Genomic DNA, 13,227 nt, shown 5'->3' with positions numbered 1-13,227 from the left:
TTCGGCCTCAAGCGCGCGCTCGATCCCCTCGATCTGGCCCTTGAGACGACGAACGCGGACGATGAGCTTGTCTTTGTCGCGGATGGTGTGGGACACGGTGATGGCTAACCTTAGCTTCATATAGTGTAGGGGACTATACTATATGAAGCGAGACATGTGAAGCTGTGGAATGGATCGAAGGCCGGGGCGAATGGGCGACCGGCGGCAAGCGGGTCGAGATCAGGCTGTCACGCGCCGGCACCGATCCGGACTGCCGCCGTTCGCTCTTCGCTCGATTTCGACACGCGAAGAGAAGCGTCCGATGCAGGGGGCTTGCCAGCCGCTACGCAGCGGTAGCGGTTGCTAGGTTTCGAGAAACGACCATGGCCGAAGCTGGAGTGGCGGCCGGAGCGATTTAGGGGATTTCCTGCATGGTCTCGCCGTCATGTCCACCATTGCTGAGCCCGACCTCAGGCTGAAAAATTCCCGGAAAAGCGATTTGACGCTCTGATCGATCACTGATCTGCACGTTGTTTCAAGACAGGACGGTCGAGCAATCCGGCTTCGCACCATGTTTTCACTTGCACGGAAGCGGGCAAATTCTTGAAGACGGTCAAACGGCCATATCCTTGTCGACGCGGGAGATGTCAAAGCAGCGCTGGTGGGCGATGGCGGCAACGCCGATGGCGCATTCGTAGGGCTCGAGACTGAAAAGGCGGACCTCTGGCGCTGGCAGACCCGGAACGATGCCGGCGGCGACATCTCGGCGGAGATCCTCGATAATGAGGGAAAGGACCGGGCCCAGCGCGCCGCCGAGGAAGACCATCGAAGGATTGAAGATGTTGGCGAGGCTGACGACACCCAGCGCAAGCCATCCCGCAAGATCGGTCACGGAAGCGATCGCCGCGGGGTCGCCGGAACTGAAACGGTCGGCCACCTCCGCGGACAGCGCCTCGAATTGCGCCTCTTCGAGGCTGTCTGTTCCCCAATAGGAGCGCGCCAGCGCGTCGAGCCCGACACGGCTTTCAAGGCAGCCACGCTGCCCGCAGCTGCAAACGGCGCCATCGCGGGCGATGCGCATGTGGCCGAGTTCGCCGGTGGCGCCGCTCGCCCCGCGCAGGAGCCGGCCATTCATCACCGCCGCCCCGCCGCATCCCCGGCCTATCACGAGAAAGACGGAGCAGCCGGTCTGGAGTTCCGGCATGGTGTAGACGGAACCGAACGCCGCGGCGCCGGCGTCGTTTTCCACGAAACAGGGCCGGCCGACGGCGGCCTGCAAGGGTGTCAGGAGATCGACCCCCTTCCAGCCAAGGATCGGCAGGTTGATGACAAAACCTTCCAGATTGACCACGCCGGGTACCGTGACACCGACGCTCTGAACGCGGCCGGCATAACGAAGATCGCGTTCCAGCATGGCCACATGCGCGGCGATCGCGTCGACGACCTCTTCCGGCGTGATCGTGCGGCTGACATGCACATCCGACGTGGCAACGCTGTTTGCCGTCAGATCGATAAGCGCATAGCGCAAAATGCCGACGCCGATCTCGACACCGAGGAAATAGACCGCGCCTGGGTTGAGCGCGAGTGCCACGCCTGGCCGGCCGGCGTCACGCGCCGCCCCCGGGTTTTTTGCTTCAGGTTGCACCTCGCGCACCAGCCCGCGCAGAGCAAGCCCGTTGACGAGGCGTGTCACCGAGGCCGGTGTCACTTCGAGATGGCGGGCGATATCGGCCCGGCTCGCCGACCCGCACAGCCGCAGGAAACGAAGGATCTGCCGCTCGTTGACTTCCTTGGCAAGGGTCTGGTCTGCCATGTCGAAATCCACCGCCTTTCATTTTGCGATCCGCATCCGATGTCTGGAATAATTGCGTTTATTACTTTTATAAAAAAATGTCATTTCGTTTTGGGTGAAATTCACGGCTCTCGATTTGCAGTTCGCAAGAAAAACGCATGAAAGTCGGGCCTTGAGCCCATTATGTCAGCTTTGCTGACGCAAACCGCCTGTTGGAGTGCAAAAGCATTCCTCGTTGACAAAGGTAAATACGTTCTATTTCTTACTTTAAGAAAGATATTTATCCAGGCTCAGGGAGGAGGTTGGATGAGCAAGCTTGCCAGTCTCGAAAACATTGTCATGGAATTTGGCGCCATCCGCGCACTCGACGGCGTGTCGATCGACATCAACCGTGGCGAAGTGCTCGGCTTGATGGGAGACAACGGCGCGGGCAAGTCGACGCTGGTGAAAACCATCGCCGGAAACTTCCAGCCGACCTCCGGCCGCTACGTCTTCGAGGACCAGGATGTCAGTTTCTCGGGCCCGGCCGATGCCCGCCGGCACGGCATCGAGGTCGTCTACCAGGATCTGGCGCTCTGCAACAACCTTACGGCCGCAGCCAATGTCTTCCTCGGCCGCGAGCCGATGCGGCAGGTCGGGCCATTCCGTGTGCTCGACAAGAAGCTGATGAACACGCGTTCTGCCGAAATCTTCCACGAGCTGAAATCCGAGACGCGGCCGGCCGATCTCGTCGATCGCATGTCCGGCGGCCAGCGGCAGGCCGTGGCGATCGCCCGCACGCGCCTTTCCAACTCCAAGCTGGTGCTGATGGATGAGCCGACCGCCGCCATCAGCGTGCGGCAGGTGGCCGAGGTGCTGGCGCTGATCCGGCGGCTGAAGGAACAGGGCCTCTCGGTCATCCTCATCAGCCACCGCATGCCCGATGTCTTCGACGTCTGCGATCGTGTCGTGGTCATGCGGCGCGGCCGCAAGGTCGCCGACAAGCCGATAAACCAGTCCAGCCCGGAGGAGGTCACCGGCCTCATCACCGGTGCCATCCACGCCGCCTGAGAAGGGAGGAAGCCATGTCCCAGCAAGACGTCCCCGACATGAACATCGACCTCCTGAAGCGCCACGACCGGTCGGTTCTGCGCCGGCTGATGCTCACGCAGGAAATGTGGATCGCGATTGCCATCGTCGTGCTTGGCCTTGCCGTCTCGATGATCTCCGGCAAGTTCGCCACGTCCGGCAACCTCTTGAACGTGCTGCAGAATGCCTGCTTTATCGGCCTGATGGCGCTCGGCATGACCCCGGTGCTGATCAGCGGTGGGATCGACATTTCCGTCGGTTCGATCCTCGGGCTCAGCGGCGTGACCCTCGGCGTTCTGCTGAATGCCGGCGCGCCCTTGCCGATCGGCATCGCCGGGACGCTTGCCGTCGGCCTCGTCTTCGGCGGGCTCAACGGCGCCGTCATCACGTTCGCCAAGTTGCCACCGTTTATCGTGACACTGGCGACCCTGTCGATCGGGCGCAGCCTTGCGCTCGTCATCAGCGACAATCAGGTGTTTTACGAGTTCGGCACGGCGACGGAATCGATCCTGGTGCTCGGCGGCGGCTACACGCTCGGCGTTCCCAATGTCGTCTATGCGCTCGTGGTCTTCGTCATCGTGCTGCATTGCCTCCTGACCATGACGCGCTGGGGCCGCTACATCTTCGCCATCGGCGGCAACGAGAGCGCTGCGCGTCTCGCGGGCATCTCGGTCGATGCCATCAAGATCTCGGCCTATGCCTTCAGTGGCCTGATGGCCGCCGTCAGCGCGATCTTCCTCGTCGGCTGGCTCGGCGCCGTCACGAACGCCATCGGCACGGGCTACGAATTGCAGACCATCGCCTCGACGGTCATCGGCGGCGCGTCCCTGACCGGCGGTTTCGGCACGGCGCTCGGTGCCGCGATCGGCTCGATCCTGATCGAGGTGATCCGCAACGCGCTGCTGATCGCCGGCGTCAATCCGTTCTGGCAGGGCACGTTCGTCGGCGGCTTCATCCTCGCCGCGGTGCTTCTCGAACGCATCCGGTCGCTGCGCCGCTGACGGCCGCGTCCGCATACGGTCAGGGCGCGGGGGAGGAGTGCTGCCGCGCCGTGAAATGAAACGTCTTTAACAGCGAACCAAGGAGGAGATACCATGTCGCTGTCAGGAAGCCTGAAATTTACCCTGTCGTCCGCGGCGATCGCGCTTTGCGCCTTTGCCTCGACGGCCAATGCCGCGGACCGGGAATTCGCACTGGTCTTCAAGGTGCTCAACAACGCCTTCAGCCCGCCGATCGACGCCGGCTGCAAGGACGCTGCCAAAAAGCTCGGCGACGTCACCTGCACCTATATCGGCCCGACGGAATATGACGAAGCCAAGCAGGTGCAGCTTGCGCAGGACATGATCACCCGCGGCGTCGACGGGCTCGGCATTTCCGCCGGCAACCCGAAGGCGATGGCGCGCATCCTCAAGATGGCGAACGACAAGGGGATCCCGGTCGTCACCTTCGACACCGACGTGCTGCCCGAAGACGCAGGGCTGCGCGCCACCTATATTGGCACGGACAACTACTCCTTCGGCGTGGAACTCGCCAAGAAGGTGCTGGAGAACAAGAAGGAAGGCGGCACGGTCTGCATCCAGTCCGGTGCGCCGGCCTCTGAAAACCTGAAGGCCCGCGTCCAGGGCATTCGCGACACGCTCGCCGGTGCCTCGAAGGACCAGCCGGTCGACACGCTCACCGGCCAGAACGGCTGGACCGAGCCGGCCGGATGCCCGGTCTACAACAATGACGACATCGCGCTTGCGGCCCAGCAGGTTCGCGACGTCATGACCAACCATCCGGACCTCTCCGCCTTCGTCGCCGTCGGCGGCTGGGCGCAGTATGCGCCGCAGGCCTACAAGCAGGCGATGGAGCCGCTGAAGGAACGTCTCGACAAGAAGGATCTCGTCGTGGTCTTCGGCGACAACTTCGGTCCGCAGCTTCCGCTGCTCGCCGAGGGCCTCAGCCACTACAATATCGGCCAGCGGCCCTATGACATGGGCTACGAGACGATCATGGCCCTCGACAAGCTGACCAAGGGCGAAAAGCTCGAGCCGTTCATCCAGACGGGCACCGAGACCTGCACCCCGGCCGATGCGCTGACCACCTGCGGCAAGGTGGCCGCCGAGTAGCACCGCCTCCAGGGGACGGGCCGGCGGAAAACGTCGGCCTGTCTCATTCCAGACAGGACAGGGACATGAGAACGCTGAAACTGGGTATGGTCGGCGGCGGGAATGGTGCGTTCTTCGGCGCCGCACACCGTGCCGCCGCCGCGATGACGGGACGCTTTACGATGGTCGCGGGCGCACTTTCGAGCGATCCGGTTCGCGCACGGGAAAGCGGGCACGATCTCGGTCTCGCCCCGGAACGCTGCTATGACGATTTCGAGACGATGGCGAAGCGCGAGGCAACCGCCGACGGCGGTATCGACCTCGTCGCCGTGGTGACGCCGAACCACCTGCATGCGCCCGCCTGCCGCGCCTTCCTCGATGCCGGCATCAACATTTTCTGCGACAAGCCGCTGACCGCCACGCTGGATGAGGCGCTCGCACTCCGGACGGCGGCGGCGGACAGCGCCTCTCTTTTCGGTGTCGCCTACACCAATGCCGGCTTCGACATGGTGCGCGAAGCGCGCGCCATGGTGGCGGCCGGGGAAATCGGCACGGTGCGCCTGGTCCGCGTCGTCTTTCCACAGGAATGGCTGGCCACCGCCACCGAGGCGACCGGCAACAAGCAGGCCGAATGGCGCACCGATCCGGCAAGAAGCGGCGCCGGCAGTCTCGGCGACATCGGCACCCACGCCTTCCATCTTGCGGAATTCATCACGGGCCTCACGGCGACCGCCCTTTCAGCCGAAGTCGATACCTTCGTTGCCGGCCGCCGCGTCGATGACAACGTCACAGCGAAGCTGCGCTTTGACGGCGGCGCCAAGGGACTGCTCTGGGCAAGCCAGGTGGCGATCGGCGAGACCAACGGGCTCAGGATCGATGTGCATGGCGACAAGGGCTCGCTCGGCTGGACGGTCGAGGCGGCGAACCGGTTGTCATTCGCGCCGCTCGGCGGCCGGCGCATGGTGATCGACAGGGCCTCGCACGGAACGGCTTTCAAGGGAACGATGCCGCCCGGCCATCCACAGGGGTTCATCGAGGCGCTGGCGCGGCTCTATCTCGACATGGCCGACCAGATCGACGCGCGTCGCGACGGCCGCGCTCCGGCGGCGGACGCCCTGCTGCTGCCCGGCATTCGCGATGGCGTGCGCGGCCTGCGTTTCGTCGATGCCGCCCTTCGCTCGGGCGCTGAAGACGGCCGCTGGACAGACATCTGAAGGGAACCGTTCATGACCACACCTTTCCGTATCTTCATCATGGCACATCCGCGCCTCGTGGAAGATGTCTTCACGGACGCCCATCTTGCGCGGCTCCGTGCGCTTGGCGACGTCGTCATCCACGAGGGCGATGTGCTGACGGATGAGGATTTCGAACGGCACGTTGCGCCGGCCGATATCGCGATGGGCATTTTCGAGATGCCGGCCGAGCGGCTGGCGCGGTGCCGAAAGCTCAAGGCTTTCGTCAACAGCGAGGGAAATTTCCTGCCCAATATCGACTACCGCCATTGCTTCGAGCATGGCATCCGCGTGCTGTCGGCGAGCCATGTCTTTGCCGAACCGGTCGCCGAAATCGGGCTGGCCATGGCGATCGACCTCGGCCGCGGCATTACCGAGGCCGACCGGCTGATGCGAGAGGGCAGGGAAGAGTACGGATTTGCGGCCAACCGCACAGCACGGCCTTTGATGCGTGCCCGGGTCGGGCTGATCGGCTTCGGCGATCTTGCCCGCGCGCTGCTGCCCTTGCTGAAACCGTTCACCTCGACCATCGACGTCTACGATCCGTGGGTGCCGACCCTCCTGATCGAGCAGGCCGGATGCCGGCCGGTGGCACTGGAGACCGTGCTTGCCGAGAGCGATTTCGTCTTCGTGCTCGCCGGCGTGACGTCCGACAATGCCGGTTTCCTCGACAAGCATGCGTTCGAAACGATGAAACAGGGGGCGTGCCTGCTGCTTCTGAGCCGCGCTGCGGTCGTCAATTTTCCGGACATGCTGGAGGCGGCCGCTTCCGGCCGGATCCGGGTTGCGACCGATGTCTTTCCCGTCGAGCCGGTCGCGGCCGACGATCCGGTGCGCGGGACGCCGAACATCATCCTTTCGCCCCATCAGGCCGGCGCCATGGAATCGACGCTGAACGCCATGGGCGCGTCGATCACCGCCGATATCGAACTGATCGCCCGCGGTCTTCCGCCCGCCGTCTGCAAGGTGGCGCAGCCGGAGACCGCGATGCGCTTCCGCAGCATGCCTGTATCGAAGAGCTGAAGAATAAGGACCGGTCCTGAAAGCACCGTCCACCATGGAAAGGACAATGAGATGAATGAGGGCAAGCCGCTGCTGAAGGTCGGAATTCTCGGTTGCGGGCCGATCTCGCAGGCCGGTCATTTCGAAAGCGCGGTGAAAGCGCGCAATGCCGAGCTTTACGCCGTCTGCGACGTCGCGGACGACCTGCGCGCCCGAATGGCCGCGACCCATGCGCCGAAAAAGGCTTTCTCGGACTACGATGCGATGCTGGCCGATCCGGATGTCGATGCGGTCATCATCGCGACGGCGGATGCCTTCCACGTCGCCGCCGCAGCCCGTGCGCTTGAGGCCGGCAAGCATGTGCTCTGCGAAAAGCCGCTCGGCATGACCGTCGAGGAGGTCGAAGGCCTGCGGCCCGTCGTCGAGAAGAGCGGCAAGGTTTTCCAGGTCGGACATATGAAGCGCTACGACGCCGGCCTTCAGAGCGCCAAGAGCTTCATCGACACGGAAATGGGCGAGATGCTCGCGCTGAAGGCCTGGTATTGCGATTCCACCCATCGCTATGCCGTCACCGATGCGGTGCAGCCCTACATGATCCGCAGCGCCAATGCGAAGAAGCCGTCGCGAAATCCGAAGGCCGATCTCGAGCAGTATTTCATGCTCGCCCATGGCAGCCACCTGCTGGATACCGCCCGCTATTTTGCCGGTCCCATCCTCGCCGTCGATGCGCGGCTGCGCCAGCGGTTCGGCGCATATTCCTGGTTCATCGACGTCGAGTTCGAAAACGGCGCCATGGGCCATCTGGATCTGACGGTTGCCGTGCGCATGGACTGGCACGAAGGCTTCCAGATCTACGGCGAGTACGGCAGCATTCTCGGCAAGACCTACAATCCCTGGCTGTTCAAGAGCAGCGAGGTGGACATCTTCAGCGAAAAGACCGGGGCGACCAGCCGCGTGCTGGGTGCGGACGGCCACTTCTACCGGCGCCAGCTGGAGGGGTTTGCGGATACGATTCTCGATGGCGGGCCGCTGACCGGTGCAGGCATCGATGACGGCATCGCCTCGGTGCGCGGCATGGCGGCGGTGATGCAGTCGGTTCGCGCAAAGGCGCCGGTCAAGCTCGCCGACGCGCATGGGAGCGTGTGATGCGCGCCGGTATCTTCGCCAAGACCTTCGCAGGCACGACGCCGGATGTCGTGCTCGCCGCCGCGCGCGATGCCGGCTACGCATCGGTGCAGTACAATTTCGCCTGCTCGGGCCTTGGAGCCTTGCCGGAGGCGATCCCGGGCGCTGCCGTCGCGGCGATCCGTGAAGCATCGGAACGGACCAGCGTCGCCATCGCGGCGATCTCCGCCACCTACAACATGATCCACCCGGATATCGCCATGCGAGAGGCCGGCCGGCGCAGCTTTGCGGCGATTGCCGCCGCGGCGCATGCGGCAGGTTCGACCCTTCTGACCGTCTGCACGGGAAGCCGGGATGCCGCCGACCAGTGGCGCGACCATCCGGACAATCAGGGGGCCGAGGCCTGGCAGGACATGATCGCCGAGTTCGGCCATCTGCTCGCCATCGCGGAACGGCACGACATCTTCATCGGCGTCGAGCCGGAGCTCGCCAATGTCATCAACTCCGCCGCGAAGGCGCGGTGGCTGATCGACGCGATGGCGAGCGAGCGCATCCGCATCGTGCTGGATCCGGCCAATCTCTTTGAGCATGAGGACGCCGAAACGCGCGGCCGTATCATCGACGCGGCCATCGACCTGTTGAAAGACCGGATCGCCATCGCGCACGCCAAGGATCGCAATGCCGACAGCTCCTTCGCCACCGCGGGCAGGGGCGTCATCGACTATCCGCGCTACGTGGCCTCGCTGAAGCGGGCAGGCTTCGACGGCGACATGATCACCCACGGGCTTTCGGCGGCAGAAGCGCCGGGCGTCGCCGCCTTCCTTGTGCCCCTCATCGCCCCGGAGGGTCGCAACGCATGAATCCGATCCGCCATCCCGTCGAAGGAGCGAACCTCGCGGTCTACGAGGAAGGCGAGGGCATGCCCTTCGTCTTCCAGCATGGCCTTTGCGGGGATCAGGCCCAGCCGGGCCAAGTCTTTCCGGCCGCTGCCGGCTTCAGGCGCATCACCGTCGAATGCCGCGGCCACGGTGCCTCGGATGCGGGTCCCAAGGGGGCCTTTTCGATCGCCACCTTCGCCGACGATATTGCCGGCTATCTTGCGGCACAGGGTGCCGGACGAGCCGTGGTGGGTGGAATCTCGATGGGGGCGGCGATCGCGCTGCGGCTTGCCGTCCGCCGGCCTGAACGGGTTCGGGCGCTTGTGATCGCCCGGCCCGCCTGGATTTGTGCCGCCAATCCGGAAAACATGGCGCCGAACCGCATTGCCGGTGAACTTCTCGACCGCTATCCGCCGCAGGAGGCGCGCAGGCAGTACGAGGCCTTGCCCCTAGCGAAAGAGCTGGAACGGGACGCACCGGACAATCTTGCCTCGATCCGCAGCTTCTTCACGCGCGAGCCGATCGACGTCACCGCAGCGCTGCTCCGGGCAATCTCGATGGACGGCCCTGACGTCACCGAGGCGGAGGTCTCTGCCATTGCCGTGCCGACGCTCGTGATCGGCCATGGGCGCGACTTCGTTCATCCGCTTGGTCATGCCCGGTCGCTTGCCACGATGATCCCGGGCGCGCGGCTGGTGGAGATCACGCCGAAGGCGGACGATGCCGACGCCTATCGCGCCGATTTCCGCGCCGCCCTATCGGCCTTCCTCAAGGAGCTCTGAGATGCGGCCGCCTTCCGACTGGCTCGAAACCCTGCCCAGGGACCGGCTGATGGCCGAGATGTCGCTCTGGTCGGCCGATCTTGCCAGGCTCGGTGCGGAGATCGCCCGGACCGAGCCCTTCACCGACCTCTACCATATCGATGTCGCTGACGGTCACTTTTCGCCTGCATTGCTGTTCTTTCCGGATCTCGTCGCGGTCTGTCGCCGATGCACGGCAAGGCCGCTGCATGTCCATCTTATGGCGGCTGACGCGGTTCTCGGGACTCAAATCCGCCAGTTCGCCGATGCCGGCGTCGATGCAATCAGCATTCACGCGGAGAACGAAAATCTGAAGGCGGGTCTCGACCTCATCGACAGCCTGGGGCTCGTCGCCGGGGTCGTGCTGCAAGTGCAGACACCGGTTTCGGCTGCAGCCGCCTTTTTCGAGCGCATCGGCTTGCTGACGCTGCTCGGCACCCGGATCGGTGCCAAGGGCCAGACACTCGATCCTCAGGCCGGAAGCAGACTTCGCGAGGCGCGCGCGCTGATCGCGAAGAGGGCGACGCCAGGCCGCATCGTGCTGTGCGCCGATGGCGGCATCCGCGAGCATACGGTGCCGGATCTCGCCCGGGCAGGTGCCGAGACCGTCGTCATGGGGTCGCTCGCCTTCGAGGCGAAGGATCTGGCTCAACGCATGGCCTGGCTCCATGCGCAACCGGTGGAACGACAAGAGGCCTTGCATGAATGACGATTTCACCATCGGTCTCGATCTTGGCGGCACACAGGTCCGCGCCGCGTTGGTGCGCGCCGGAAAGGTTCTGGCGCGCACGGCGGCGCGCACGGATATCAGCGGCCCGGAAGAGGTGATGCGGCAGTTCGGTGCGCTTGTCGCGGAGGTGTCGCGGGCGGCAGGCAGCGCTCCAGTCCGCGCAATCGGCATGTGCGCCCCTGGTCCGCTCGACACCGTGAGCGGCATTATCGACCATATTCCGACCCTTCCCGGCTGGGAGCAGTTCCCCCTGCGCGACCGCCTGTCGGAGATTTTCGACCTTCCCGCCATCGTCGAGAATGATGGCATCGCGGCCGCCTTCGGCGAATGGCAATACGGGGCTGCGCGCGGGCTGGACCACATGGTCTATGTCACGGTCAGCACGGGCATCGGTGGCGGTGTCGTTGTCGACGGCCGGCTGATGCACGGGGCGCGGGGCATGGGCGGCCATGTCGGGCATTTCACGCTGGTTGCGGAAGGGCCCGTCTGCTCGTGCGGGCGCGTCGGTTGTTTCGAAGCGGTTGCCGCCGGTACGGCCTTCGGCAAGCGGGTCCGCGCGGCGGCGAGCGGAAATCCCGCCTCCTACCTTGGCAGGATGGCCGAGCACGAGACGCTCGAAGGCCGCCACGCTGTGGAGGGCGCGCGGGCAGGCGATGCCGCCTGCCTTGCCCTCGTCGCTGAAGAGGCTGATTGGCTCGGCTCCGGTTTTGCCAGCCTGTTGCATCTCTACAGCCCGCAGATGATCGTCATGGGCGGTGGCGTGTCGGCCGCTTTCGACCTGCTCGAACCCGGCATTCGCGCGCGCATCCGCAGCGATGCCATGGCTCCCTTTCGGGAGGTGCCGGTCGTACCTGCAAGACTTGGCGACGATGCCGGCCTCGTCGGGGTGGCCGATCTGGCCATTATCCGACAGACATGAGAAGCCCATCAACCCAACCATCGGGACAGTTGCCGGACTAGGTTCCGTACTCGATAGGGCTGGCGTTGGATTTGCTGCTTGAGGTTTTCCGTTGGAATGGAGGCTTCGATGAAGCGGCGATTTACGTGGCTGAGCGATGCGGAATGGGCTTGGATTGAGCCGCTGCCGCGTGGGCGCAAGAGGCACATGCCCGCGGCGTTGGATTGGACGCTGACGGATCTGCTTTACCGCAGGAAGTGGGCGGGGGCGTTTGCGTGCTTTTTGACAGACGTCGTTTGAATCCCTTCAATGTCTACCATCCGGCGAAATCGGCGATCAATGCTTGATCGACGCGTCCGGCAGCGACATCGTTCAGCGCTTCCTCAAGAATGGCGGCGCCTTCTAGTGCCTGGTTCTCAGTGAGCGTCAAGGGCGGCGTGAATTCCAGGACGTTCGAGCGCACTCCGACATAGTAGATCACGAGGCCGAGTTGAAACGCGCGAAAGGCCGTCAGCGCTGTCTGCCTCGAAGCGGGTTCGCGCGAGGAACGATCGGCAACGAGCTCGACTCCCAAGGCAAGTCCACGGCCTCGGACATCGCCGATCAGGGGTTGGCGCGCGGCAAGGCCACGAAGTGCATCCTGCAGAACCCGGCCCGTGCGTTCGGCGTTTTCGCCGAGACGGTCGCGCTCGATCGTTTCCAGCACCGCAAGCGCCGCCGCTGCACAGACAGGATTTCCATGGACCGTCTGCAAAGAGAACGCCACGGCATGGTTCATGATTGCCTCGGGGCCGACGACTGCCGAGATCGGCAAGCCGCCGCCCAGACCTTTGCCGAAGACGACGATGTCGGGCTCGATGCCGGAATGTTCGAATGCGTTGAAGCGGCCTGTGCGCCCGAGACCGACCTTCACTTCGTCGGAAACCAGCAGGATACCGTGCTTGCGGCAGAGGGCCTCGACAGCCTTGAAGTAGCCATCCGGCGGCACGAGCATGCCGCCATCGGACTGGATCGGTTCGATGAAGAAGGCGGCGATGTCCTCCGGGGGCAGCTCCGTCGCAAAGAGCTGTTCGAGATGCGCGAGGGCTGCATCTCTTGCGGCCTCCGGGCCGCCCGCGGCGTAGCTGTTCGGATAGGGGACGAGCGTCAGGCCCGCCGATCGGGTGCCCTGTTGTGCCGGGTGGCCGGACACCGCCATGGAGCCGACGGTCCCGCCGTGATAGGCGCCGTCGAATGCGAGGATGCGCGGTCGGCCCGTCGCGGCGACGACCATGCGTGCGACCGTTTCGTTGGCATCCGAGCCGGAATGGCCGAACCAGACGCGGCCGCGGGCGCGCTCCGGCACCAGTGACAGCAGCTTTTCGGCGAGCAGCACGCAGGATTCGTTTGCGGCTGAAAGATAGCTGGCCCCCGCCTGATCCGAAAGCGCACGGTTCACGGCGTCGCGGAGCGCGGGATGCGCGTGGCCGAGGCTGGCGGCGCCCCAGGAAGCCGCAAAATCGAGCAGCTGCCGTCCGTCGTCGCCGGTCAGGTATGCGCCGCTGCCGCCGACCACGGCCTGCGGGAAGAACCGCAGATGCGCCATCTTCGAGACCGATCGGCTTTCGCGGACGTAGAGGTCGGCCATGATGCA

At 64.6% G+C, this 13,227-nt stretch carries 13 protein-coding genes; 10 read left to right on the top strand and 3 right to left on the bottom strand.

Going from position 1 to position 13,227, the window contains the following annotated elements:
- Positions 1-120: metal-sensing transcriptional repressor (locus ACZ1A1_RS11830; protein ID WP_463620115.1), on the bottom strand; the 120-nt coding region annotated here is incomplete at its 3' end.
- Positions 121-592: 472 nt separating this feature from the next.
- Complete coding sequence (locus ACZ1A1_RS11825) at positions 593-1,792, bottom strand: ROK family protein (RefSeq protein ID WP_463620093.1); 1,200 nt, start codon at positions 1,790-1,792, stop codon at positions 593-595.
- A gap of 285 nt (positions 1,793-2,077) precedes the next feature.
- Between ACZ1A1_RS11825 and ACZ1A1_RS11820 the strand changes: the two genes are divergently transcribed.
- The 10 genes from ACZ1A1_RS11820 to ACZ1A1_RS11775 all read left to right on the top strand — a co-directional run bounded on the left by ACZ1A1_RS11820 (position 2,078) and on the right by ACZ1A1_RS11775 (position 11,615).
- Positions 2,078-2,821: an ATP-binding cassette domain-containing protein gene (locus ACZ1A1_RS11820; protein WP_463620092.1), complete on the top strand. Its 744-nt coding sequence runs from the start codon at positions 2,078-2,080 to the stop codon at positions 2,819-2,821.
- A gap of 14 nt (positions 2,822-2,835) precedes the next feature.
- Positions 2,836-3,840: an ABC transporter permease gene (locus ACZ1A1_RS11815; RefSeq protein ID WP_463620091.1), complete on the top strand. Its 1,005-nt coding sequence runs from the start codon at positions 2,836-2,838 to the stop codon at positions 3,838-3,840.
- A gap of 93 nt (positions 3,841-3,933) precedes the next feature.
- Entirely contained in the window at positions 3,934-4,950 is a 1,017-nt protein-coding gene (locus tag ACZ1A1_RS11810; RefSeq protein WP_313192362.1) for a sugar-binding protein, read from the top strand.
- Between the two features lie 65 nt (positions 4,951-5,015).
- Positions 5,016-6,143, top strand: a complete 1,128-nt coding sequence (locus tag ACZ1A1_RS11805; protein WP_463620090.1) for a Gfo/Idh/MocA family protein — start codon at positions 5,016-5,018, stop codon at positions 6,141-6,143.
- Positions 6,144-6,155: 12 nt separating this feature from the next.
- A complete protein-coding gene (locus ACZ1A1_RS11800) occupies positions 6,156-7,184 on the top strand; it encodes a hydroxyacid dehydrogenase (RefSeq protein ID WP_463620089.1) in 1,029 nt (342 codons plus the stop codon).
- A 51-nt stretch (positions 7,185-7,235) separates the two neighbouring features.
- Positions 7,236-8,309: a Gfo/Idh/MocA family protein gene (locus ACZ1A1_RS11795; RefSeq protein ID WP_463620088.1), complete on the top strand. Its 1,074-nt coding sequence runs from the start codon at positions 7,236-7,238 to the stop codon at positions 8,307-8,309.
- Positions 8,309-9,148: a sugar phosphate isomerase/epimerase family protein gene (locus tag ACZ1A1_RS11790; RefSeq protein WP_463620087.1), complete on the top strand. Its 840-nt coding sequence runs from the start codon at positions 8,309-8,311 to the stop codon at positions 9,146-9,148. The genes ACZ1A1_RS11795 and ACZ1A1_RS11790 overlap by 1 nt, the downstream gene beginning before the upstream one ends.
- Positions 9,145-9,948, top strand: coding sequence for an alpha/beta fold hydrolase (locus ACZ1A1_RS11785; protein WP_463620086.1), 804 nt, complete (start codon positions 9,145-9,147; stop codon positions 9,946-9,948). The genes ACZ1A1_RS11790 and ACZ1A1_RS11785 overlap by 4 nt, the downstream gene beginning before the upstream one ends.
- Position 9,949: 1 nt before the next feature.
- Entirely contained in the window at positions 9,950-10,675 is a 726-nt protein-coding gene (locus tag ACZ1A1_RS11780; RefSeq protein ID WP_463620085.1) for a ribulose-phosphate 3-epimerase, read from the top strand.
- Entirely contained in the window at positions 10,668-11,615 is a 948-nt protein-coding gene (locus ACZ1A1_RS11775) for an ROK family protein (protein ID WP_463620084.1), read from the top strand. Before ACZ1A1_RS11780 ends, ACZ1A1_RS11775 begins: the two co-directional genes overlap by 8 nt.
- A 292-nt stretch (positions 11,616-11,907) precedes the next feature.
- Here ACZ1A1_RS11775 and ACZ1A1_RS11770 read toward each other — a convergent pair whose 3' ends face one another.
- The gene (locus ACZ1A1_RS11770; protein ID WP_463620083.1) at positions 11,908-13,221 is read right to left on the bottom strand and encodes an aspartate aminotransferase family protein; all 1,314 of its coding nucleotides are present in this window, start codon (positions 13,219-13,221) and stop codon (positions 11,908-11,910) included.
- Positions 13,222-13,227: the final 6 nt, after the last annotated feature.

Source organism: Shinella sp. R2-11 (genome assembly GCF_055330205.1).
Note: the sequence above shows the minus strand (reverse complement) of the source record. Positions and strands in the feature narration are given on the sequence as shown.